23 protein-coding genes are annotated in these 23,642 nt (G+C 62.6%); 14 read left to right on the top strand and 9 right to left on the bottom strand.

Annotated features, from left to right (window positions below):
- The first annotated feature begins 181 nt into the window (after positions 1–181).
- Positions 182–652, top strand: coding sequence for a nuclease-related domain-containing protein (locus KNN17_RS16485; protein WP_308196832.1), 471 nt, complete (start codon positions 182–184; stop codon positions 650–652).
- Positions 653–700: 48 nt separating this feature from the next.
- Here the strand turns inward: KNN17_RS16485 and KNN17_RS16480 are convergent, their stop codons facing one another.
- The 6 genes from KNN17_RS16480 to KNN17_RS16455 form a co-directional block, all read right to left on the bottom strand.
- Positions 701–1,162 (bottom strand): GNAT family N-acetyltransferase, encoded by a 462-nt coding sequence (locus tag KNN17_RS16480; RefSeq protein WP_241710037.1) that lies wholly within the window; start codon positions 1,160–1,162, stop codon positions 701–703.
- A 115-nt stretch (positions 1,163–1,277) separates the two neighbouring features.
- Complete coding sequence (locus KNN17_RS16475) at positions 1,278–1,985, bottom strand: hypothetical protein (RefSeq protein ID WP_241710036.1); 708 nt, start codon at positions 1,983–1,985, stop codon at positions 1,278–1,280.
- A gap of 290 nt (positions 1,986–2,275) precedes the next feature.
- Positions 2,276–3,016 carry a hypothetical protein gene (locus tag KNN17_RS16470; RefSeq protein ID WP_241710035.1) on the bottom strand — a complete coding sequence of 247 codons (741 nt, stop codon included), beginning with the start codon at positions 3,014–3,016 and terminating at the stop codon, positions 2,276–2,278.
- Between the two features lie 230 nt (positions 3,017–3,246).
- Positions 3,247–4,014, bottom strand: a complete 768-nt coding sequence (locus tag KNN17_RS16465; RefSeq protein ID WP_241710034.1) for an SCO1664 family protein — start codon at positions 4,012–4,014, stop codon at positions 3,247–3,249.
- Positions 4,014–4,568, bottom strand: a complete 555-nt coding sequence (locus KNN17_RS16460; protein WP_241710033.1) for a DUF3090 domain-containing protein — start codon at positions 4,566–4,568, stop codon at positions 4,014–4,016. The genes KNN17_RS16465 and KNN17_RS16460 overlap by 1 nt, the downstream gene beginning before the upstream one ends.
- Before the next feature lie 23 nt (positions 4,569–4,591).
- Positions 4,592–5,284: a histidine phosphatase family protein gene (locus tag KNN17_RS16455; RefSeq protein ID WP_241710032.1), complete on the bottom strand. Its 693-nt coding sequence runs from the start codon at positions 5,282–5,284 to the stop codon at positions 4,592–4,594.
- Between the two features lie 178 nt (positions 5,285–5,462).
- Here KNN17_RS16455 and KNN17_RS16450 point away from each other — a divergent pair, with 178 nt between their 5' ends.
- The 3 genes from KNN17_RS16450 to KNN17_RS16440 all read left to right on the top strand — a co-directional run bounded on the left by KNN17_RS16450 (position 5,463) and on the right by KNN17_RS16440 (position 6,657).
- Entirely contained in the window at positions 5,463–5,744 is a 282-nt protein-coding gene (locus KNN17_RS16450; RefSeq protein WP_241710031.1) for a type II toxin-antitoxin system RelE/ParE family toxin, read from the top strand.
- On the top strand, positions 5,731–6,033 hold the full coding sequence (locus tag KNN17_RS16445; protein ID WP_241710030.1) for a HigA family addiction module antitoxin: 303 nt from the start codon (positions 5,731–5,733) through the stop codon (positions 6,031–6,033). The genes KNN17_RS16450 and KNN17_RS16445 overlap by 14 nt, the downstream gene beginning before the upstream one ends.
- Before the next feature lie 111 nt (positions 6,034–6,144).
- Positions 6,145–6,657 carry a DUF1877 family protein gene (locus tag KNN17_RS16440; RefSeq protein WP_241710029.1) on the top strand — a complete coding sequence of 171 codons (513 nt, stop codon included), beginning with the start codon at positions 6,145–6,147 and terminating at the stop codon, positions 6,655–6,657.
- Between the two features lie 13 nt (positions 6,658–6,670).
- On the opposite strand, the gene KNN17_RS16435 is transcribed toward KNN17_RS16440, so the two are convergent.
- Complete coding sequence (locus tag KNN17_RS16435) at positions 6,671–7,450, bottom strand: alpha/beta fold hydrolase (RefSeq protein WP_241710028.1); 780 nt, start codon at positions 7,448–7,450, stop codon at positions 6,671–6,673.
- An 84-nt stretch (positions 7,451–7,534) separates the two neighbouring features.
- Between KNN17_RS16435 and KNN17_RS16430 the strand changes: the two genes are divergently transcribed.
- Together KNN17_RS16430 and KNN17_RS16425 are read left to right on the top strand one after the other, a co-directional pair.
- Positions 7,535–9,301 (top strand): GNAT family N-acetyltransferase, encoded by a 1,767-nt coding sequence (locus tag KNN17_RS16430; protein ID WP_241710027.1) that lies wholly within the window; start codon positions 7,535–7,537, stop codon positions 9,299–9,301.
- Between the two features lie 208 nt (positions 9,302–9,509).
- Complete coding sequence (locus KNN17_RS16425) at positions 9,510–9,875, top strand: hypothetical protein (RefSeq protein ID WP_241710026.1); 366 nt, start codon at positions 9,510–9,512, stop codon at positions 9,873–9,875.
- An 83-nt stretch (positions 9,876–9,958) separates the two neighbouring features.
- Here the strand turns inward: KNN17_RS16425 and KNN17_RS16420 are convergent, their stop codons facing one another.
- Complete coding sequence (locus KNN17_RS16420; protein ID WP_078108278.1) at positions 9,959–10,165, bottom strand: hypothetical protein; 207 nt, start codon at positions 10,163–10,165, stop codon at positions 9,959–9,961.
- 368 nt (positions 10,166–10,533) lie between these two features.
- Here KNN17_RS16420 and KNN17_RS16415 point away from each other — a divergent pair, with 368 nt between their 5' ends.
- From KNN17_RS16415 to KNN17_RS16405, 3 genes are all read left to right on the top strand, one after another.
- Entirely contained in the window at positions 10,534–12,312 is a 1,779-nt protein-coding gene (locus KNN17_RS16415; protein WP_241710025.1) for an ABC transporter family substrate-binding protein, read from the top strand.
- A gap of 176 nt (positions 12,313–12,488) precedes the next feature.
- Positions 12,489–14,030, top strand: a complete 1,542-nt coding sequence (locus KNN17_RS16410; protein WP_241710024.1) for an ABC transporter permease — start codon at positions 12,489–12,491, stop codon at positions 14,028–14,030.
- Positions 14,027–15,121, top strand: coding sequence for an ABC transporter permease (locus tag KNN17_RS16405; protein ID WP_078108281.1), 1,095 nt, complete (start codon positions 14,027–14,029; stop codon positions 15,119–15,121). The genes KNN17_RS16410 and KNN17_RS16405 overlap by 4 nt, the downstream gene beginning before the upstream one ends.
- Positions 15,122–15,145: 24 nt before the next feature.
- Here KNN17_RS16405 and KNN17_RS16400 read toward each other — a convergent pair whose 3' ends face one another.
- Positions 15,146–15,772, bottom strand: coding sequence for a PH domain-containing protein (locus tag KNN17_RS16400; RefSeq protein ID WP_241710023.1), 627 nt, complete (start codon positions 15,770–15,772; stop codon positions 15,146–15,148).
- 79 nt (positions 15,773–15,851) lie between these two features.
- Here KNN17_RS16400 and KNN17_RS16395 point away from each other — a divergent pair, with 79 nt between their 5' ends.
- The 5 genes from KNN17_RS16395 to KNN17_RS16375 all read left to right on the top strand — a co-directional run bounded on the left by KNN17_RS16395 (position 15,852) and on the right by KNN17_RS16375 (position 23,563).
- Positions 15,852–17,699 carry an ABC transporter ATP-binding protein gene (locus KNN17_RS16395; RefSeq protein ID WP_241710022.1) on the top strand — a complete coding sequence of 616 codons (1,848 nt, stop codon included), beginning with the start codon at positions 15,852–15,854 and terminating at the stop codon, positions 17,697–17,699.
- 436 nt (positions 17,700–18,135) lie between these two features.
- Positions 18,136–19,818, top strand: coding sequence for a peptide ABC transporter substrate-binding protein (locus KNN17_RS16390; protein ID WP_241710021.1), 1,683 nt, complete (start codon positions 18,136–18,138; stop codon positions 19,816–19,818).
- Between the two features lie 133 nt (positions 19,819–19,951).
- Positions 19,952–20,881 carry an ABC transporter permease gene (locus KNN17_RS16385; protein ID WP_059387472.1) on the top strand — a complete coding sequence of 310 codons (930 nt, stop codon included), beginning with the start codon at positions 19,952–19,954 and terminating at the stop codon, positions 20,879–20,881.
- 7 nt (positions 20,882–20,888) lie between these two features.
- A complete protein-coding gene (locus tag KNN17_RS16380; RefSeq protein ID WP_078108285.1) occupies positions 20,889–21,839 on the top strand; it encodes an ABC transporter permease in 951 nt (316 codons plus the stop codon).
- A gap of 11 nt (positions 21,840–21,850) precedes the next feature.
- Positions 21,851–23,563 carry a dipeptide ABC transporter ATP-binding protein gene (locus KNN17_RS16375; protein WP_241710020.1) on the top strand — a complete coding sequence of 571 codons (1,713 nt, stop codon included), beginning with the start codon at positions 21,851–21,853 and terminating at the stop codon, positions 23,561–23,563.
- The last annotated feature ends 79 nt before the right edge of the window (positions 23,564–23,642 follow it).

The following is a 23,642-nucleotide window of genomic DNA, read 5'->3' as shown; positions in this document are numbered from 1 at the left end:
GATCAAACCCTCACTGATGTAGCCGCTGTCGCGCCTAGGAGGAGGGGCGGCCATCACCCTACGCAGCCCGCCAAACACTGACTGTGTGGTAGACCGTCTGCAACTGTTCTTAGCGTCCTCTGAGCCCACTTGTCGGCGGCATTGTGACCCACGTATCCCGCTAAGGGATCCTTGACCGGGACTGCGCTACAGGTCAGTTGCGGGTGCTTTCACCGATGGCCTGGCTGTCCTCCACGACCGGCGCATCCTGGGCTCGAAGGCCAACATCGACCACATCGCCATCACTCCCGGTGAAATCTGGGTGATTGATGCCAAGCGGTACAAGGGACGGCCTGAGCTGAAGATCGAGGGCGGCATCCTTCGCCCACGCGTCGAGAAGCTCCTCGTTGGCCGCCGTGATTGCACGAAACTGGTCGATGGGGTGCTCAAACAGGTCGACGTCGTGCGCGACCTCGTCGGGGATGTTCCGGTCACCGGGGCGATGTGCTTCATCGAAGCAGACTGGCCCCTGATCGGGGGCGCGTTCCCGACTCGTGGCGTTCACGTGCTTTGGCCGAAACGGTTGGCCAAAGTGCTTATGGAGCAGACAGCCGGCGACGTTGATGTGGCGAGGACGCGTGAGTCGGTAGCCTCGCGGTTCAAGCCGGCGTGACGTCAGGTCACTATGTTCGAAGCTGTTCGGAAGCACCTAAGGGATCGCTTACCGGGACGCCTCGAAGAGAATGAGCTCGGACCGACCGTCGTCCGCGGTCACTCCGCGAATCATTGAGGATCGGACGACCGGCCGGAAGCCGAAGCCGAGAGTCTCATGCATTCGGATGGATGCCGTGTTGTGTTCGTTCGTGAAATAGTAAGCGGTCGAGGCCCGAGACCAGATCCATTCCAATCTCGTACGGGTGAGGGCAGAACCGACTCCTCGCCGGCGGAACCCCGGCGCGACTACGACGCCCCCGAGATAGTGGCCCGCTGGTGCGCCGCCATCGGGATGCGGGTGGAGATGCGTCTTAGCTACGCCGACGACCTCGCCTTGCGTGACAGCCACCAACACGACTCGGTCGCTCCTGGGAGCGATCATCTCACTGGTCCAGCGTGCTCGGGCGCTGGCATCACAGACCGCATGCACTTGTGCGAGGTCGTCCAGGGTCGATTCACGAATCTGCATGGGCACAGCGTACTGGGCGCGGGGAGTCCTCCTTCGGTCTTGCCCGCTAGCCGATCCCTTGCCGGACATATCACATCGACTGGACGAGAGCCGGATCTGGTCGGGCCTGTCAGCGTTACGGAACGAGGTCTTTCGTTAGCCGAAGGATTCCGGCGGTCCAAACGCTTAACAGCACGTGCAAGAGGACGAATGAGATTTTCATTGGATCGAACGGTTCGCCCCAGAAGAACATCAGCAGCACGATTGACGCTGCGGAAACAAAAATGGCCGCGACCAATGGTGAGCTTGCCGTACTCCTTATGGTTACCAGATTCCAGACTCCGATGATCACGCCAGCAATGGCCACCACGCTGAAGGCCACGATTATGGCGATGATGGACGCAACCCATCCTGCCTGGCGTTGCACTTCTGAAACCCTTAGGTTCTGTATTTGCCCGATGACCGGGATGGAAGCGAGCACTATAACCCCTCCCATGAACAATCCAGATACCGCCTCGAAAAGTCCCATCCAAAAGCGCCAATGCCGTGATCTCATTGCTTTATGCCACGAAAAGGCAAAGGTTCGAGTTGCTCGTGGTGGCAGGTCGGGCCGCTCGGATGTCTCCTCGGTCAGCCGCTGCGGTTCTTGGCTCATGTAGTCCGTGCCCTTTCTGCCGACGGAGGCCGTCCCCGCTCTTTCCACGGAGGATTCTACTTGGGCAAGGCACATGAAACTGGCGTGACCGGCAAACGCCAGAGTCAGATAAACGTGGCCCGGTACCCGAGGCTCACGCCGTCCGGTTGCCGGATGGTCGTTAATTTGCGGTGCGGCGGTCTTACTCATCCGGCTTCCAGAACCCCCGCAAGCCGGTCGACCACCGTGCCACAAAGGGCCGCCGACACGTTCCGCGCCGTTGCTGGCCTAAGCCAAATACGTAAGACCCGCACGGTGATTTGCGATGACGAGGGAGGGGATTACTGCAATCATATTCACTCTGACTGGAATGAAGACCGGGGGGTCTTCCTGGTTTCGGCCGTGATTCCACCACAAAGGGTCCCCGCGGATGCGGGGACCCTTTGTGGTTGTCGGGAGGATCAGGTGCGCGGCACTTTACCGGAAAATGGAGCGGCCCGTTAGGCCGCGGGCGCCGCGGCGGAGGCCTTCTTCTCGAGCGACTGGACTGCCTTCTGGATCTTGGCACCGTATCCGCCGTTCAGCGCAGTGTCCTTGATCTTGTTGGCCTGGGTGTCCAGGTCAGCCGGGGCGGCGGCCTTGAGGGTCTTCAGATCCGACTGCAGGTTGGCCGGGAGCTTCGCGAAGAGTTTCGGGTGGCCGATGAGTTGGTCGGCAATCCTCTGCATGCCGGCGCCCGGGTTGGCAGAAGCCAGGGCGGTGCGCAATTCCTGCCGCAGCCCTGCGGTCCCGGTGGCGGTCTTCTGCAGGTTCTCGGCGCGCTTCTGGATGTCGGCGCCGTATCCGCCGGAGAGGGCGGTGGTCTTGATTTTGACGGCGTCCTTCACCCGGTCAGCCGGGGCGGCGTTCTTGAGGGTCGTCAGGTCCGCCTGCAAGGCGGCTGGAAGCTTGGAGAAAACCTTCGAGTGGTTCACCAGCGCGGTGGCGGCCTTCGCGGCGCGGTCCCCGGCAGCCTGCGGGCTGTTCGCATTGAGGCGCAGGAACGCGCCGAGATTCCCTGCACCTGCGTGGGTGCCGGTTTTGGCTCCGGCCGACGGGCTTGCGGTTGCGGACGGCGCCGGGGCGGACGGCGAGGCTGCTGCTACTCCGATGCCGACGGTGGCCATTGCGCCGGCGGCCACTACGGCGGCCGCTCCGATTCCGATACGGGTTTTCAGTGACTTCGTTGTGGGCTTTGCCATTCGGTGTCCTTCCACATGCGGTTCGTGTCTGCCGGTTCATTGCGCAGACATGTAAGCCCCACTACCTTATTCGTCCACTCTGGGCGCAGGCTGGGTACGTGGTGCCGCGGCTGCCGACTCACCAAACAAGTCTGGCCGGGTTTCTTTCCGCCTGGACAACACACGCCCGCAGCGTCGGCCTGCCAGGGCGGGAAAGCGTGTCGTGGCGCCTTCGGCGTCGCCCAAATCCCTTAGAACAGCGGCCAAGGCACCGCGGACATCTCACCGCTCGGAGCCGGAAACCGCCCTGCCAAGCGCAACCGGGCGCAGCGGGCGGCGAGCGATGCGATTTCTTCGGCGCTGAGCAAGTCCGCCAGGTTTCGGCCCAGCCCACCGCGCAGTCCTTCGCTGACACGATCGATGCCGTCCAGTTCCTCGGCTGTCAGAGGGTCTCCCAACCATCCCCACAGCACCGTGCGCAGTTTGTGGTCTCGGTGAAAGGTGAGCCCATGGTCGACGCCGTGCCGGTGTCCGTCCGTCATGGCAAGAATGTGGTCGCCTTTGCGGTCGGCGTTGTTGACGACGACGTCGAACACCGCCATGCGTCTGAGCGCTGGTGAATCTTCGTGAACGAGGGTGACCATCCGTCCGTTCGCATCTTGTCCCTCAAGGACGGGTTTCCAGCCCGTCTCCGGCACATGGTCCGTTTCGACCAGGTCCACGGCGTTTTGCGCGGGGTCTTGGTCCTGCCAGAGCTGCACCATTCCTTCGCCCATCGGACCATCGCGCAGCCAGGTGCGCGGCACGATGTCCCAGCCGAAAGCCTGCGAGACCAGGTAGGCAGCCACTTCCCGGAGAGCTAGGGTGCGATGGGGAAAGTCCCACAGCGGGGTTTCGCCGGCTATTGGCTTATAGACAACCGCCACGTCGCCTATGCTGCCCAGAAACGTAGCGTTTGAAGCCGTCGTGATGCGGCCGGTGAGCGTCAGCTCGGCGGTCACTAGGTCCGGCGCTGGCATCAGACCTCGGGGAGGGTACAGAAGTGCCCGTCGGGGTCTATCGGGTAACCGCAGAGCGGGCACGTCGGACGCCCGGCGGCCACGATCTCACGGGTGCGTTTGGCGAACGCGCGCGCGGTGCCGACCGGCATGCGCACCAGGAGCATTTCGGTCTCGTCAGCGCCGTCCTCATCAAGCGACGGGTCGCTTTCATCAGCATCGACATCGGCGATGGGGTAGGCCTCTAGTACCACCTGGGCCGTGGTTGGGTCCCAGCCTAGGCTCATGACGCCGGTGCGAAACTGCTCCTGAACGGCGTCGAGCTGATCATTGTCGACAAGTTCGATGGGAGTACTCGTGGGAACGCTGAAGGGGTTGCCCTCCACGGTGATGAGCTGGTCGAGAATTTCGTCGATCTTCTCCGCGAGCAGAGCCGATTGCTGCTTCTCCAAGGCAATACTTACGACCTGCGTCCCTGCCCGTACCTGCAGGTAGAACGTGCGCGCCCCTGGAAGGCCAATGGTTCCGACGACGACCCGATCAGGCCAGGCAAACTCGTGAACACGTGTAGGCATGTCAGTATTCTAAAGCCTGGGGTTCATGGCGCCTGCCGTCCCGCTCCGCCGCCCACCGGCGCATCGCCAGAGTGGACGCCGTTTGACAGCCATGACAGATCACCCGCGTCGGTGTTTGTCGCGTGTACGCTGGGCCGGCTAGCGCCGTAGCGCACGATCGATACGGAGCCGGGGCCCACGGTAAGACGCTGGAACAGGTCAAGGTGCATGCCGAGCGCGTCGGCGAGGATTGACTTGATGATGTCGCCGTGACTCACGGCCACCCACACGGCTCCAGGCCCGTGCTCGGCTTCGAAGGCTGCATCGTGGCGTCGAATCGCGGCCACCGACCGAGCCTGCATCGCGGCCATGGATTCACCTCCGGGGAAGACGACGGCGGACGGTTGGGACTGCACGACCGGCCACAGATCCTCGGTCGCGAGATCACTGAGCGTGCGGCCCTGCCACTGGCCGTAATCGCACTCGGTGAGATCGGGCTCGACCGGCGCGTACGGCGTGCCGGCCTGGCGATCGAGGATGAGCTGTGCCGTCTGCTGGCAACGCTCAAGAGGGCTCGACACCACCGCGACCAAGGGCACTGCCGCGAGACGGGTTCCCGTCAGGGCCGCCTGGTCGCGCCCGATGTCGTCCAGGCCGACGCCGACGGCCCGTCCGGCTAGCAGGCCAGTGGCATTGGCTGTAGTGCGGCCGTGCCGCACGAGAATAACTGTCGCCATCCACCCAGCCTATCCGTCCGCTCGCTGCGGTGGCGCCGATAGTTACGCCGTCCATCCGGCGCGGTGTATACCGGGGTGACTTCGCCGGCCGGACGCCTGCTTTCCTGTGACGGAACGCGTCGTGAGGCCCCGATTTAACGTCTAGCGTTATTAACGCCGTGCGTTATATCCTGATGTCATGATCAGGTCGTTCGGGAGCAAAGACACCGAACGGCTGTGGAGTCGTGAGCATGTGGCTTCGATGGATTCACGGATCCTTCGGTCCGCCCTCCGCAAGCTTCGCCAGGTGGGGTCCGCGGAGTCGATCGAGGATCTCCGCGTTCCGCCGGGGAACCGGCTCGAAGCACTGAAAGGTGACCGGGCCGGTCCATACAGCATCAGGATCAACGACCAGTGGCGGATCTGCTTCAGGTGGACAGACGCTGGACCAGAGGAGGTGGAGATCGTTGACTACCATTGACTATCTTGCGCCGATTCACCCAGGTGAAGTTCTCATGGAGGATTTCATTGTGGGTTTCGGCATCACGCAGAACAAGCTCGCCGTGGCGATCCATGTGCCGCCGCGCCGAATCAATGAGATAGTGCACGGCAAGCGTGCGATCACAGCCGACACGGCACTACGTCTCGGCAAGTATTTTGGAACGTCGGCTCAGTTCTGGCTCAACCTGCAGACGCATTACGATCTCGACGTTGCCGAAGATCGTGCGGCTGGGCAGATCGCGGCCATCACGCCTCTCAAGATCGCGTGAACAAATCGGTGCGGCTGGTCATCGACATGCCGGTACAGTGCATCTCGCGAATTATCCACATAGCGCAACTCAACCGTCCTGCGCGGCTTGCTCTTTGGCAATACTTGGTGAATGGGAATCAGATATTACGCATATGCATTCGACGGCGACCTCACTGAACGGGTGCTTTCCGACCCGATGACCTTCGTGTCGGTCGATCCGCTTGCTGATGCTTGGGGCCTTGACCCTGGTATCGGGACCAGTGGTACCACCTTCGAGCAATTGATATCTGAGCGCGACATGCTCTATCTGGACAAGGCGTGGCGGCATCTACAGGTTCTCACGGCCCCAATGGGGGAGGCCATGGCGGCGCGACCCGCTTTTCGTATGTTTGAAGGGAACGTGACCATGCATGGCGACGGTTGGGACCCGTGGGTAAGGGCCTTGACTCCGTCCGAGGTTTTGACGATTGCTCAGGACTTGGACGATATCTCTGATGCGGAGGTGAGGCTGCGGTTGCCGGATTCGCCACGTGTCGATCGGGACCTTGACGTCGAGTATGCCGTTGGCTATCTTCGACTCGCTCGGGTCTTCGCCGCCAATCTCGCCGACGAGGGGCGCGGCATGGTCTACCTGATCGGGTAACGATCATCCAGTCTCAGCCCCAACGTTCAATATCTCGGCACAGGATATTGGGCCAGGTTTCGACATCGTCCGGGGTGCGGGCGACCGTCAGTGTTGCTTGGGGAAGCAGCGCGGCAAGGGATTCCGCGGTTGACAGCGGGTGGCCCGGATCATCAACCCACGCCAGGATCGTCGTCGGGATATCGATTCGCGCGACGGCCTCAGGAGCAGGCAGATCGCTGAGTGCCGCGCCCCGAAATACCGACGGCAAGAGGGCATCGGGGACGTCGGGCACGGTCTCCGGAGCACCAATCGTGGCCGGCGGTGGTGTTGTTCCGCGGGTGGTGGCGAGGAATGCCTCGACACCAACAGACTCGATAAGCGCCGCGGCAACCCGGTAGTTTGCAGCCTGCGCAGCTCGGGTTTCCCACGCAGTGGGCGGCACCATGAGAGTGAGCCCGGTAAAGCGGTCCGGCTCGCGGGAAGCGGCGTGCAGGAGTGTGCCGGTACCCATGGAGGGACCGACTCCGTGGACACGTTCGCCGGGGAACCAGTGATCGAGCAGCCGCAGGAGGTCGTCGGCGAGGTTTTGCCACTGATAGTCCTCGGGGACCTTCCGCCCTGTCGACCGGCCATGGCCGCGTGCGTCGTACCGCAGCAGCCGGGTTCCACTGAGCCCTCGGCCGAGGTCGAGGTTGAGAACCCGATCGTGCGCGCGGCTTGAGGTGAGGCCATGCAGTTGGACAATCGGATGCCCACATTCGTCGCTCAAAGCAACCGCAAGCTCGGCGCCGGGAACCTCGAAAGTGGGCATCAAGCTCCTCGTTTCGTCACTGGCCGCGGCACTTGGAGCGGCCGCGTTGAGCATTCAGGCTATCTGGGGCGATACGATACTGCCATGCGCCTGACCAACGTCACGCACCTGCGCCTACCGTTCGGACGACTTTGGGGCTATGACGTCAGCGTGTCTGCGCTCCGCGGTCGTCTTCCGGTGTCCTTTGACCAGCGGCTCCATGTCGGGGCCGGCGACCGGCGCGGATCCTGGATGGCAATGTCTTTTCGGCTGCCTTCACCAACTGGTCGTGAGGCAATTGCCGATGCCTGGCTGGCCGTCGTCGGCCGTCACGGAACTCTGCGAACGGCATTCGTGCCCGGCGCGGACGGCGATCCGGAGCTTCACGAAATTGAAATTGGTCCGGGAACCTGGGTGGAGCATGAGGTATCTCCCGGCCAGGCCGTCAATGAGGCGGTGCGGGACATCCTCGATGCGGCCTGCTCCCCATACCAACGCCCCTCACACCGGCTGTGCGTCTTGGAGACTGCCGCTGGAATCACCGTTGTGATCGCGGCCGACCACGCACATGTGGACATGTGGTCGATGCTGGTGATCGCGCGCGACCTGCTGTCAGCCCTCGACGCCGGGAGCGACGGCCGTGAACTGTTGCCCGAGCCAGCGCCGGCGTTTGTTGAACACACCCAGGCGCTGCTGGACCGGAAACCGGCGCCGGACCACGTGCGCCACCGGTGGGAACAAATCATCGGGGACAGCGGCGGCGCAATGCCGCAATTCCCACTGCCCCTGGGTGCGCCCGATCCTCAGCGCGAGCGCGTGGAAGTTCGCGATGTCTTCGATCTCGACGACGGTGCGGCATTCGCGGCGCAAGCCCGCAACGACGGTGTCTCGACGCTTGCACTCGCCGTTGTCGCGATGACCGCGGTGACCCGAGAGTTGGCGGGAACCCCGCTGCGAGCCGTATTTCCCGTGCACAGCCGCTTCGACGACAAATGGCATGACTCAGTCGGATGGTTCATCACTAATTCGGTACTTGAGTCTGCGGTCGCCGAGCCGCTCGCCGCGGCGGCCGCGGTCAAAGAGGCCGTACAGCTTGGCGCATGGCCCCTCGCGGACGTCCTGGCTCCATGGGGCGGCATGCCGGTAGCTCCCGGGATGTTCGCGATCTCCTGGCTGGACCTGCGCAGGCTGCCTGTGCGAATCGATTCCGTCGGACTCGACGCCCAGTACGTGAGCGCGACAATCGACACGGACGGCGTCATGCTGTGGTTCATCCTGGACGACACCGGGTTGCATTTGAGGTGTCGCTATCCTGACACCGTTGAGGCCCGGATCAGCGTCGGCGGATGGCTTGATCTTCTGGTCGCTCGCTTGCAGTCAGATGCGCGGTCCTCGGTTCGAGGACTTCTGCGCGTGGCTGGCCGGACCTTCAGGCTGGAACGGGCGAGACGCGATGATGTTAAAGCCATCGCCGCGCTGCTGTCGGATGATCAGTTCGGTCCGGATCGGGAGTGCGCCGAGTTCGAACGATACGAGGCGGCCTACAACCTGGTTGTTCGCGACAGCTCCAACTATCTGGGGGTTGTCCGCAATGATTCCGATTGCATTGTTGCCACGATGCAATTGACCGTCATTCCAGGACTTTCCCGGGGTGGTTCTTCCCGACTACAGATCGAAGGACTTCGAGTTGCTGCCGCGGAACGTTCACAGGGCTTGGGTGCCGCGATGCTTGAGTGGGCCCACAATTTTGGCCGTGCGCGTGGGGCGCAACTAGCACAAGTGACCACCGACGAAGCACGGGAACGGGCCCGAGCCTTCTACACCCGGCTCGGGTATCGGACGGCACACGTCGGGCTGAAACGGCGTATATAGGCACCGCGCCTGCGCGTCGTTGGTGGGTTCGGCGTGACTACGGTTCCAGCCCTGCGACCGACGGCAGCCGTTTTACACGTTCCAGTGGTAGTGCCCGTTCTTGTCGGCGCCCTTGCCGCCGCAGACGTAGCTCCGGCCATTTGCCGCAATCCCTTGCATGCCGACGTCGGCATTAGGGCAAAAGGCTCCGGGGATTATCCCTTGGACCGTGTTCGGCGCTGCGGGCGGCTGGGCAGCGGGACCAGGGTCTGCGGGCGCCACTGGTGCGGCTGGTACAACAGGCGCCGGCGCCTGTACTGCGGGCGCCTGTACTGCGGGTGCCGGTGCAGCCGGGGCTGGTGCGGCGGGCGCTGGTACGACGGCGACCGGCGTCGCCGACGGCGGAGCAGCGGCCGCCGTCGTGGGGGCCTCAGGAGAAGGCGACGACGAAGAAAATGCCGCATTGACGCTTTCGCTTGGCGACGCCGTAACTGTGGCCACCGCTGATTCGCTTGGCAAGTGGCGCACTTCCGACGCCGGTGCGCCGCACGCGGCCAGAGCCAAACCGACGATTGCGCCGATGACGGCACGCTGAATGGAACGGGTTGAGACCATGATTCCCCCAAATAGACCAGTGAATTGAGAAAAGACTAGGCCTGCATACGGGGGAAAGCGAGACTAACCGGTTGTTTTCGGGAACCAGACGACGGTGGCGCGCTCGCCGTCGTCGGACACTCCGGCGGGTTCATCGCCAAGCGGTTGGCCGTGCGCCAATCCGGACCATTGGTACTCTCCGCCTGGGTGAATCTCCGGGAAATCCGATACCTCGCCCTCGCTGCGTTCCTTGTCGCGGGGACCGCCCTCATAAGTGAATTTCTCGCCCATGCACCTCAACGTAGCCCCCGGGGCGAGGCCTGGATACCCCCTCCACCCTGCCAGCGGCCCATGCGGACCCACGCCGGAGTTCCTGCCCTGAAGGGTTCAGTGATGGAGAATTAACTGACATAAGCCCCGAATCGCCTTGAATCGGGGCCCATGTCATGTTGCCTTGGATCAAGAAACCACTTGGACGTCCTTGAATGATTGCATCTCGATAACAAACTTTACCGGCGGGAAACTTTCGACCCAAACATCCGTTCCGGGCGCTAGGCTACTGCTCATGTGAGACGAGCCACAAGCCTGCTGAGGGGGTTGTGGCAGTCTGCCGGAGTCAACAGCGCCGGCTTTTTCCACTCAAAAAAATAGGAGGCGGAATGCGTTTCGGACGTACTTCCAAAGCAGTGGGTATTGCGGCAATCGCCGTAATGGCACTGAGCGCCTGTGCCGGCAATTCCGGTGGCAATACCCCATCCACCGGAGCAGCTGCCAAGACGGGTGGCACGGCCACTGTGGTCGAGGTCAACGCTTTCAACACGTTCAACCCCAACACAGCCGATGGCAACACTGATATCAACTCCAAGATCAGCTACGCAACGCACTCGGGCTTCTACTACATCGACAACAAGCTGAACGTCGTTCACAACGACAAGTTCGGCACGATGGAGAAGGTCTCGGACAACCCGCTGACCGTCAAGTACACCATTAACGATGGCGTGAAGTGGTCTGACGGCACTCCGGTTTCCGCAGCTGACCTCCTCTTGCAGTGGGCAGCCTTCTCCGGTTACTACGACGACGCCGACACCAAGGCCAAGACGGGTACGTCCTACTTCTCTTACGCCGGTGACAACACCGGCTTGAGCCTGACGGACTTCCCGGAGATCAGCAACAACAACAAGACCCTCACGCTCAAGTACTCCAAGCCGTTCGCCGACTGGGAGATCGTGCTGGGTGGTCCCGGCATTGACGTTCCTGCACACGTCCTTGCCCAGAAGGCTGGCCTGAAGGACACCCAGGCCCTGATTGACTTCTTCAAGAGCAAGCCGCGCGGAAACTCCAAGGCGCCACTTCCGACGGACCCGAAGCTGAAGGCAATGTCGGACATGTGGAACACTGGCTTCGATACGAAGACGCTTCCCGCGGACCCGACCCTGTTCCTCTCCAACGGTCCTTACATCGTGAAGAGCATGAACCAGGACCAGTCCCTCACCATGGTCCGGAACAAGGACTACAACTGGGGGCCGACTCCGAACCTTGACGAAATCACCGTCCGGTACATCGGTTCGGCACCGGCCCAGGTCCAAGCCCTCAAGAACGGCGAGGCGGACATCATTGCCCCGCAGGCTTCCGCTGACACTCTCGACCAGTTGAAGGCACTCTCCAGCCAGGGCGTTACCGTCGACCAGGGCAACCAGTTGGCCTTCGACCACCTGGACCTGAACTTCTCGGGCCCGCTGGCCGACCAGAATGTGCGTACCGCCTTCATGAAGACCGTGCCCCGCAAGGACATCGTCAACAAGATCATCGGCAAGCTTGACCCGAACGCGAAGCCGCTGGATTCCCAGATCTTCGTACCCCAGCAGGCTGCGTACGCTGATTCCGCCAAGAACAACGGCTCCTCGGCCTTCCAGGACGTGGACATTGATGGTGCCAAGAAGCTCCTGAACGGTGCTACTCCGGAAATCCGCATCATGTACAACAAGGACAACCCGAACCGTGTTGACGCCTTCTCGCTGATCCGCGAATCCGCCACCAAGGCCGGCTTCAAGATCGTCGACGGCGGCCTGGGCGCCTCTGACTGGGGCAAGGCCTTGGGCAAGGGCGGCTATGACGCCACCATCTTCGGTTGGATCAACCCGGGTGTCGGCGTGTCCGGTGTTCCGCAGATCTTCAAGACCGACGGTGGAAACAACTTCAACCAGTTCAGCAACACCGACGCGGACAAGCTGATGGAGCAGCTCGTGGTCACTACCGACCGCAGCAAGCAGGATGACCTCCAGAAGCAGATCGACAAGAAGATCTGGGACAGCTCCTATGGTCTTCCGCTCTTCCAGTCAGTGAACGTGGACGCCTACAGCGACCGCATCACCGGCGTGAAGCTCATGCCGAACCAGACGGGCGTTTGGTGGAACTTCTGGGAGTGGGCTCAGAAGTAAACCTTGCTCGCTGAGCTAAATTACCAGCCAAGGCGCCGGGACCGACGTATCATGGTCCCGGCGCCTTGGTTGGTGCACCGGCATATTGTCCGCTTCCCACAACCTCATCCAGGGAACGGGCACGATTCTGCGATGGGCGCCGGCGAACCCGGGCCTGGATTTCGAGGTTCCTCACCATGTTGACCTATATAGTCCGGCGGTTGATTACCGCCGCGTTCATTCTTCTCGGAGCATCGTTCCTGGTGTATCTCCTGACAGCGTCGTCCGGAGATCCCCTGGCCGAGTTCCGGGCCAGCAGCGCGCCGAACCGGCAAGCGCTGATGGATGCCCGCATCGATCTGCTTGACCTCAACACGCCACCGCCATTGCGCTACTTCAAGTGGCTCGGCGGTGCGGCCCAATGCATTGTGCCGTTCGGAAACGCCTGCAACCTCGGCAAGAACATCGCCGGGCAGCCCATTACCGAAGCTCTCGGCTTTGCCTTGGTTCAAACGCTCACGCTCGTCACGGGCGCTACGATCCTGGCCATCCTGATCGGCATTTCCCTCGGCATCGTCACAGCACTCCGCCAGTACAGCGCGCTGGACTACGGCGTGACGTTCATGGCGTTCCTTTTCTTCTCGCTGCCGATCTTCTGGGTTGCCGTCCTGCTGAAGGAATTCGGCGCCATCGGCTTCAACGACTTCCTTCGAAATCCGGAAATACCGCCGACCGTCGCTTTGGGGATCGGTGCCGTCCTTGGCGTTATCGGCGCCGTGGTTGTCGGCGGCGCGGCCAAACGCCGGCTCATCGTCGGCGGGTCGGTCTTTGTGGCCGTCTCCCTCATCCTTTTCTATTTCTCCCTCACGCAGTGGTTCCGCAATCCCGGTTTGGGCCCTGTCGTCATTGCCATTCTTGGAGTGGGAATTGCCTTCGGAGTCACCGTCCTGGTTTCAGGACTCAAGAACCGCAAGGCCCTCCAGTCAAGCCTGATCGTGGTGGGCATCGGCGTGATCGCCTACTTCGCGGTCCAACCGTTGCTCAACGATGCGACCGGGCTCATGATTTTCCTGCTTGCCATCGCCACCATCCTTGTTGGACTGGCGGTCGGGTACTTCATGGGCGGCTACGACCGCGGGCAGTCAATGCGTGCCGCCGCGATCACCGCTTTCCTGGTGGGAGCGCTCGTTGTGATGGACCGCTTCATGCAAGCGTGGCCGTCGTACTTCAACAACAGCAGGGTTCGCGGACGCCCCATCGCCACCATCGGTGCAGGAACCCCGAACATTCAGGGTGACTTCTGGATCATGTCCACCGACACGCTGACCCACCTCGTGTTGCCAACCATCGCCCTCATCCTGGTGTCCCTGGCCAGCTACACGCGATTCACGCGCTCGTCGATGCTGGAAATCATGAACATGGACTACATCCGGACGGCGCGGGCCAAGGGCCTGAGCGAACGGTCCGTGATCATGGGCCACGCATTCAGGAACGCCCTGATACCCATCGCGACGATCGTAGCCTTCGATATCGGCGCGTTGATCGGTGGCGCAGTCATTACGGAATCGGTGTTTTCCGTCCGTGGCATGGGCTTCCTGTTCATTGACGGACTGCAACGCTCGGACGTGAACCCGGTTATGGGTGTCTTCCTGTGCGTTGCCATCACCGCAATGGTCTTCAACCTCGTAGCGGACCTCGCGTACTCCGCTCTCGACCCACGCGTAAGGATCAAAGCATGAGCCAGCCAACCCAAGAGGAAGAAATCCTGGCACAACAGGCGCTTGCCGAAGCCGCAGGCGCCGAGGCCGGCAGCGAAGCAACCGGAGGCCTCAGCCAAGGCCAGATTGTCCGCAAACGGTTCTTTGGCCACACCGGAGCCCTGATCGGGCTCGCAGTGTTCGCCGCGATCTTCCTGCTCGCCTTCACTTCCGTGGGTGCCTTCGGCATACCCGGGTGGTGGAAGTACAACCACACGGATGTTTCGCCCCTCGTCAATGATGGCGTCCCCACGTCGTCGTTGTGGCCCCTTGCTTGGGGCGAGCACCCGTTCGGCCAGGACCGGATTGGCCGCGACCTGTTTGCCATGACCATGCGCGGCGCCCAGCAGTCCATCACCGTCATGGTCCTGATTGGTGCCATCGCGGGGGCGGTCGGCGCAATCGTCGGTGGCCTTGCCGGCTATTTCCGCGGCTGGGTGGAAGCCATCCTGATGCGCCTCACCGACGTCATCATCATCATCCCGGTGTTGCTCCTCGCGGCCGTGGTTGGCCAGATTGCCAACCGCAGGGATGAAGGCAGCTGGATTGCAAGCTTTGCTTCCAACAACGGCGTCGTCATTCTCGGCGTCTTCCTCGGCTTCGTCCTCTGGGTGGGCCTCGCCCGCCTGGTCCGCGGAGAGTTCCTGACCCTGCGCGAGCGGGAGTTCGTGGACGCAGCCAGGATCTCCGGAGCGTCGAACGCAAGGATCATCTTCAAGCACATCCTCCCCAACGCCGTCGGTGTGTTGATCGTGAACGTGACCCTGACGATGTCCGCGGCGATCCTGCTGGAGACCGCCCTCAGCTACCTGGGTCTCGGCGTGAAGGCTCCCGACACTTCGCTGGGCCTGTTGGTTGCCCAGAACCAGGAAGCCTTCGCCACACGGCCGTGGCTGTTCTGGTTCCCCGGCCTGTTCATCATCCTCATCTGCCTGAGCATCAACTTCATCGGTGACGGCCTGCGGGACGCCTTCGATCCGCGGCAGAAGAAGTTCAAAGCGAAGAGCGCCGTCGAAACCACAAGCCACTCCAGCACGACGGCGCCGGTTGCCGATGCCTCGAAAGGCAGCTGAGTGCGACCTGTCCGGGAAAACCGCCTACAGGAAGACCGCCCAGTAACTGGCCGCGGCCAGGACCACCGTGGCCGCTATCCGGAACCATCCGACGGCGACCGTCACCAGGGCGTCCTCGGCCCGGCCGGGTTCCACGCGGCCGGCCTCCACGAGGTCCTGCCAGCGGGTGCGCACGAGGACTGCAGCGGCACCGGAATCGGTGTTCTTGAGGTCCCCGGGGCGAACCGAGCTGCCGGGGCCGTACGTGGTGCCCGGGAGTCCTTTGAGGTGTTCGGGGCGGGCATTGCGCCCGCCCCAGATTCCCGGTGCGGGAGCAGCCCACGCCGGGTACTTCTTGCGCGGCGTCACCAGCGTGAGGGCGTAGCGGGTATCAACTTGCACCAGTGCGTCCCACGGAACATCGATGGTCCGGTAGGGATTCTCCAGCGCGACGCCGGAATCCCGGACCACCACCACCGGGCGCCAGAAGAGCAACCAGCCAAGGAACGCTACGAAGAGCAGGGGAGCGGCTCCCGGAAGGGCCCGCGGCCCGCCTGCCACAAGCGTGACCACCACTCCGAAAACCGCAACGGCCCAGCAGATCCAAGCAAACAACTTGCTGGTGCGGGCCTTGAAGATTTCGACATTTCCGGCATACGGCTCTCTGCTCATGCCCCTAATAATTCAGGATTCCGGGCTACTTCACTAATCACCCCTTGGAGGGTGGCCCGGGTGGAAGGGAAGACCCAACATGACTGACAACGCCAGCCCCGAACCGGAGGCTACCCAGCTCGAAACCGAGTCGGACAGGAGCACGCGCGGGGCCATGGTCCTGGAAGTACGCGATCTCAGCGTCGACTTCGGCGTAGACAAGAAATGGGTTCCTGCCGCCATCGGACTGAACTACGAGGTCAGGGCCGGCGAGGTCCTCGCCATCGTCGGTGAGTCCGGTTCCGGCAAGAGCGCCAGCTCCATGGCCCTGCTCGGCTTGCTGCCCAGCAACAGCCGCGTTCGGGGAAGTGTGAAGCTTTCGGGCAAGGAATTGCTCGGCGAAAAGTCGGGCAACATCCGCGAGGTCCGGGGCAAGGACGTCGCCGTGATCTTCCAGGAGCCCATGACCGCGCTCAACCCTGTGTACACCGTGGGTGCGCAGATCGTCGAGACGCTCCGGCTGCACAACTCGATCTCCCCGGATGAAGCAAGGAAGCGGGCCGTGCGCATGCTCGAGCTGGTGGAACTTCCGGATCCGGAGAAGGCATTCAAGTCCTATCCGCACCAGCTCTCCGGCGGCCAGCGGCAACGGGCCATGATCGCGCAGTCATTGTCCTGCGATCCCAAGCTCCTGATCGCAGACGAACCCACTACTGCGTTGGACGTGACGGTCCAGGCCGAAATACTGGATCTGATGCGCAACCTGCGCAACAAGCTGGACAGCGCAATCGTCCTGATCACGCACGACATGGGCGTGGTGGCAGACCTCGCCGACCGGATCGCAGTGATGCGCAAGGGCGTCATCGTGGAGAGCGGCACTGCACAACAAATCTTCAGCAACCCGCAGCACGAATACACGCAGGCTCTTCTGGCCGCCGTTCCCCACCTGGGACAGGGGGCGGACAGCACCGACGTCGACGTCACCGCGGCATTGGCCGCGGCAACCCACGCCGAGCTGGAATCGGTCGATCACGACGAGCTGGTCCGCCGGGAGCGCGAGAACCAGACTGCTTTGAAGGCAGCGGCGGAAGAAGCGTCCAGGCCCAAGGGTGAACCGGTGCTTGAGCTGGTCGACGTGGCCATCGAGTACCCCAAGCAGGGCAGGGTCCCGGCGTTCCGTGCTGTCGAGGGGGCAAATCTCGTGATCTACCCCGGTCAGGTGGTGGGTCTCGTCGGGGAGTCCGGTTCGGGCAAAACGACCATTGGACGCGCCGCCGTCGGGCTCTTGCCCGTAGCCGAAGGCAGCATGCGGGTGGTGGGGCAGGACATTTCCGCCGCCAAGCGCAATGGAAAGCAGCTGCACCAAGTGCGGCGCGACATCGGCATGGTGTTCCAGGATCCGTCGTCGTCGTTGAACCCTCGGCTGCCCATCGGTGAGAGCATCGGCGAGCCGATGTTCCTTGCGGGGGTGGCGAAGGGCGTCAATCTGCAGAAACGGATTGAGACCCTTCTGGACCAGGTGGAACTGCCGCGCGGCTACCGCAACCGGTATCCGCATGAATTGTCAGGCGGCCAGAAGCAGCGCGTCGGCATTGCCCGGGCGCTGTCGCTGCAGCCCAAGCTCATGGTCGCGGATGAGCCGACGTCGGCGCTGGACGTTTCGGTGCAGGCAAAGGTCTTGGAACTCTTCCAGAACCTGCAGAGGGAGCTGGGGTTCGCGTGCTTGTTCGTCACGCACGACCTCGCCGTGGTTGATGTGCTCGCGGACCGGATCTGCGTGATGCAGCGAGGCCGGATCGTGGAGCAAGGCACCCGGGAACAGATCCTCCGCAATCCGCAGGAGCCCTACACGCAGAGGCTGCTGGCCGCGGTGCCGCTTCCGGACCCCGAGAAGCAGCGCGAGCGTCGGGAACTGCGCGCGCAGCTCATGGCGGCGGGCATCGAGTAGCAATCCGGAGGCGTTCCCGGCGGCACGAACCGACCGGCGCAACCGCAAGAGAGTCTCCGTCGCCATAGGCGGCGGGGGCTCTTTTTCGTGGGTGTTCTTGTGTTTGTTTGAGGCGCCGGGTGTGTCTGTTGTACCCCTTTGGGGTGCCATAAATAGCCCAACATTCCGGGGAAAATCAGGGATCAGGCATGTCGAGTCTAGCAACGCAGGGCTCATTGCGTGAAATGACTGCTTCATTTACGTGAAATGACTGCTTCATTACTAAAACTGTCAACTGCACACTTCGTTCTTCACGCCAATGGGATTCCATATTTCGGACAAGCTGTGGTTAGGATTACACATCCATGTAGGCCGCGTCACAGGATATTTCTGTGCCTGGCCCCGGGGGCAGCTATGAGTTGCCCTGACCCATCCCCCTGAATCCATAGGAGGCGGAATGCGTTTTTCGCGCACTTCCAAAGCTCTTGGCTTGCTGGCAGTCGCCGCACTTGCCCTCACCGGATGCGGCAGCGCCGGCGCCGGAAGCAGTGCAGCAACCGCTGCCGGCGATCCGAACAAAATCATCACCGCATACAGCAATGAACCCCAGCACCCCCTGCTCCCGTCCAACACCAACGAGGTGTACGGTGGCCGCGTTGTCGACCTCCTGTTCGAAGGCCTGACCAGCTACGACGCCAATGGCAAGTCCGTGAACGCACTCGCGGAGTCCATTGACACGACTGACGGCCAGAACTACACCATCAAGGTCAAGAAGGGCGCCAAGTTCACCAACGGCGAGGCAGTTACTGCCAAGAGCTTTGTTGACGCTTGGAACTTCGCAGCCCTGAGCACCAACGCCCAGGCCAGCAGCAGCTTCTTCGAATCCATCGAAGGCTACGACGCAGTCAGCGCCGTAAAGACGACCAAGGGCGCGGACGGCAAGTCAACGTCGACTCCCGCACCGACCGCCCAGACGATGTCCGGCCTCGTGCTCAAGGACGATTCGACCATCACGGTCAAGCTGGCCCAGCCGGAAGCCGACTGGCCGCAGCGCCTCGGCTACTCCGCCTTCATGCCGCTTCCGGCTGACGCCCTGAAGGACCCGAAGGCCTTCGGCGAAAACCCCATCGGCAACGGCCCATACAAGATGGCCGCGAAGGGTGCCTGGCAGCACGACAGCCAGATTGCCCTCGTCAAGAACCCTGACTACCAGGGCAACCGTATGGCCAAGAACGGTGGCGTGACCTTCAAGTTCTACACCGACCCGGCTCCGGCTTACACGGACGTCCAGGCCAACAACCTTGACGTGACCGACGTCCTGCCGACGAACGCCCTGAAGACCTACACCACGGACTTCCCGGACCACAACCTGAACAAGGCTTACGCAGGCAACGCGACCCTGAACATCCCGAACTACCTGCCTGAGTTCCAGGGACCGGCCGGCCAGCTGCGTCGCCAGGCCATCTCCATGGCGATCAACCGCGATGAGATCACCAAGGTCGTCTTCAACGGCACCCGCATCCCGGCGAAGGACTTCACGTCGCCGTCCATCGACGGCTACAACGACAACGTGGCCGGCTCCGACGTCCTGAAGTTCGACGCCGCGAAGGCCAAGGACCTCTGGTCGAAGGCAAACGCCATGAGCCCGTGGCCCGCCGGCAAGGTTCTCCAGCTCGCGTACAACACCGATGGTGGCAACAAGGAATGGATTGACGCTGTTGCCAACAACCTGAAGAACAACCTCGGCATCCAGGCAGAAGGCCAGCCGTTTGCGAAGTTCGCAGAGATCCTGAACCTCCGCACGGCGAAGACCCTCCCGGGCTTCACCCGCGCAGGCTGGCAGGCAGACTACCCGTCGCTGTACAACTTCCTCGGCCCGCTGCTGAAGACCGGTGCCAGCGCCAACTACGAGGGTTACAGCAACCCTGACTTCGACAAGCTGCTGACCGAGGGCCTTGCATCCAAGTCCACGGACGACGCCAACAAGAAGTTCACCCAGGCACAGGAAATCCTCTTCAAGGACCTTCCGAACCTGCCCTTGTGGTACCAGGCCCGCCAGGCCGTATGGAGCCAGAACGTCAGCAACGTCGACTCCGGCTGGAACGGCGTCCTGCTGTACTACAACATCACCGCAAAATAGTCCTTCTGGACTTGTTCCAAGCTCGTTAGCGTATGGGGGTCCGGCCACAAACCGGGCCCCCATGCCTTGATTCGGCACGAAAGCTGTCCCCAATGAATCCCTATATTTCCAAGAGCGTCCAGGAACCGTTGCTGTGACCCAGTACATCCTCCGGCGTTTGCTGCAGGTCATCCCCGTGTTCCTGGGAACCACCCTGCTCGTGTACTTCATGGTCTTTGCCCTCCCGGGCGACCCCATCCGCGCCCTGTTCGGCGACCGGCCGCCCAGCGAGTCCGTCATTGCCGCGCTGCGCCAGCAATACAACCTCGACCAGCCGTTCTGGGTCCAGTACGGGCTGTTCCTCAAGAACCTCTTCACCTTCAACCTAGGGGTGGACTTCACCGGCCAGCCAATCGCCGCCACCCTTGGCCGTGTTTTCCCGGTCACCGCCATGCTCGCCGTCGAGGCCCTTGCCATCCAGGCCGTCTTCGGAGTGGCCTTCGGCCTGATTGCCGGCCTGCGCAAGGGGAAGATCTTCGACTCCACCGTGCTGGTCGCTTCCCTCGTCGTCATTGCCGTCCCGACGTTCGTCCTGGGCTTCGTGCTCCAGCTCGTCGTTGGCGTGCAGCTCGGCTGGGCCAAGCCGACCGTTGGATCCAACGCGGATTGGGGCACCCTGATCCTTCCGGCGACGGTTCTTGGCCTCGTGTCCTTTGCCTACGTGCTGCGCCTGACCCGCGCCTCGGTCATTGAAAACATGAACGCCGACTACGTCCGCACCGCAACCGCAAAAGGCCTTTCCCGACCCCGCGTGGTCCTGGCCCACATCCTGCGAAACTCCATGATTCCCGTGGTCACCTACCTGGGCGCGAACCTGGGTGGCTTGATGGGCGGTGCGATCGTCACCGAAGGCATCTTCAACGTGCCCGGCGTCGGCCAAAAGCTCTACCAAGCCGTGATCCGCAGCGAAGGCCCCACCGTCGTCGCCATTGTCAGCGTGTTGGTACTGGTCTTCGTTGCCGCCAACCTGTTGGTCGACCTCCTCTACGCCTGGCTTGACCCCAGGATTCGCTATGAAAAGTAGATCCGATATGAAAAGTAACCGTCAGATCGAGCACTACGTTGCCCCTATCGACGAGACACCGCTGCTCGCGACCGATACCCTCAAGGTCGACGCAGCACCCCTGAGCCTGTGGGCTGATGCCTGGCGGAAGCTCCGCCGTCGGCCGCTCTTCATCATCTCGGCGCTCATGATTCTCCTGCTCCTCGTCGTCGCGTTCTTCCCGGGCCTGTTCACACAGACAGCCCCGAACGACAACTGTCAGCTGGCCGACTCCCTCGGGGGTCCCTCGGCCGGCCATCCCCTGGGATTCACCTTCCAGGGCTGCGACATCTACTCCCGCGTCATCCACGGCACGCAGGCATCCTTGACCGTCGGCGTCGTCTCCGTCATCTTCGTGCTGATCATCGGAGTTACGCTCGGCGCGCTGGCCGGTTTCTTCGGCGGCTGGGTTGACACCGTGATTGCCCGCATCGGCGACATCTTCTTCGCCTTGCCTTTGGTCCTCGGCGCACTGGTAGTCACCCAGCTCCCGTTCTTCCGCGAGAACAAGAGCGTCTTCACGGTGGTCATGGTCATCGTGATGCTCGGCTGGCCCCAAATGGCCCGCATCACCCGCGGCGCGGTGATCGAGGTCCGCAACGCGGATTTCGTTACCGCCGCACGCTCACTCGGCGTCTCCAAGATCGGCACGCTGGTCCGGCACGTCGTACCGAACGCGCTTGCGCCGATCATCGTGCTGGCCACCATGGAGCTTGGCGTCTTCATCGTGACGGAAGCAACGCTGTCCTTCCTCGGCATTGGCCTGCCCGGCAGCATCATGTCCTGGGGTAACGACATTTCCGCAGCGAAGGACACGTTGCGCACCAACCCCGAGGTGCTGATGTTCCCCGCAACCGCACTGTCCATCACGGTCCTGAGCTTCATCATGCTTGGCGACGCGCTGCGTGACGCCCTTGATCCCAAGAGCCGCAAGCGATGAAGGAGGCAATCATGTCAACGTCCAACATCACCATCGACGAAGCCGGATCCGAAGAGCGTCCGCTCCTGGAAATCCGTGACCTCGCCATCTCCTTCCAGACGGCGAGCGGCGAATTCCAGGCCGTCAAGAACGCGCACCTGACCATCATGCCCGGCGAGACCGTTGCCATTGTGGGGGAGTCCGGTTCGGGAAAGTCGACGACGGCGCTTGCCGCCATCGGCCTCCTGCCGGAGAATGGCAGGGTTTCCGGCGGGCAGATCCTGCTCGACGGCGAGGACATTTCCCATGCACCGGAACGGCGCATGATCGAGCTGCGTGGCAACACGATCGGCATGGTTCCGCAGGATCCGATGTCCAACCTGAACCCGGTCTGGAAGATCGGCTACCAGGTGCGCGAAACACTTCGCGCCAACGGCAAGCCCAGCGGTCCTGCCGACGTCGCCCGCGTCCTGGGGGAAGCCGGCCTGCCGGACTCCGCTCGCCGCGCCAAGCAGTACCCGCACGAATTCTCCGGCGGCATGCGCCAGCGTGCCCTGATCGCCATCGGCCTGTCCTGCCAGCCCCGCCTCCTGATCGCGGATGAGCCGACGTCGGCCCTGGACGTGACCGTGCAGCGGCAGATCCTGGACCACCTCGAAACCATGACGGCGGAACTCGGTACGGCTGTCTTGCTCATCACCCACGATCTTGGCCTTGCTGCCGAGCGCGCGGACAAAGTGGTGGTCATGTACCGCGGCAACGTGGTGGAGGCTGGTCCTTCGCTCGAATTGCTCCGCAACCCGCAACACCCCTACACCCAGCGGTTGGTGGCCTCGGCCCCGTCCCTCGCTTCCAGGCGTATCCAGGCTGCCAAGGCCGAGGGAATCCAGACCGAAGAACTCCTGGCGCCCACCGACGTCGTGGCCGAAAAGGCGTTGTCCGACGACGTCCTGAAGGTCGAGAGCCTCAGCAAGATCTTCAAGCTGCGCTCAGGAGTGGGCAAGGCAACGGACTTCAAAGCGGTGGACAACGTCTCGTTCAACGTCAAACGCGGGACGACGACGGCGATCGTGGGGGAGTCGGGTTCCGGCAAGTCCACCGTGGCCCAGATGGTCCTCAACCTGCTTGCACCGACGTCGGGCCGGATCGTGTTCGACGGCGTGGACACTTCCACCCTGAACAGCCGGGAGATCTTCAAGTTCCGGCGCCGCGTTCAGCCGATTTTCCAGGACCCGTACGGTTCGCTTGACCCGATGTACAACATCTTCAGGACCATCGAGGAACCGCTCCGGACCCACAAGATCGGTGACAAGGTCAGCCGCGAGAAAAAGGTCCGGGAACTCCTGGACCAGGTGGCGCTGCCGCAGTCCACGATGCAGCGGTACCCGAACGAACTCTCCGGCGGCCAAAGGCAGCGTGTCGCGATCGCGCGGGCGCTGGCCCTCGACCCCGAAGTGATCATCTGCGACGAGGCGGTCTCCGCCCTCGACGTCTTGGTTCAGGCCCAGGTACTGAACCTCCTGGCCGAGCTGCAGTCCAATCTTGGTCTGACGTACCTGTTCATCACGCACGACCTCGCCGTCGTGCGGCAGATCGCTGACCATGTCTGCGTGATGCAGAAGGGCAAGCTCGTGGAGACGGGCAGCACCGACGACGTCTTCGATTCGCCGCAGCAGGACTACACCAAGGCCCTGCTTAACGCGATCCCGGGTGCCAGCCTCATGCTGCCGCCCGTGGTGGCCTGACGGGTTTGACGCCCGTCTGCTAAGCGCCAGTTTGGCGGGTAGAAGAGCCGGTACCACTTCCGTGGGGGGAAGTGGTCCC

Origin of the sequence: Arthrobacter bambusae, from assembly GCF_022606295.1 — a bacterium.
Classification (GTDB): Bacteria; Actinomycetota; Actinomycetes; order Actinomycetales; family Micrococcaceae; genus Arthrobacter; species Arthrobacter bambusae_A.
Note: the sequence above shows the minus strand (reverse complement) of the source record. Positions and strands in the feature narration are given on the sequence as shown.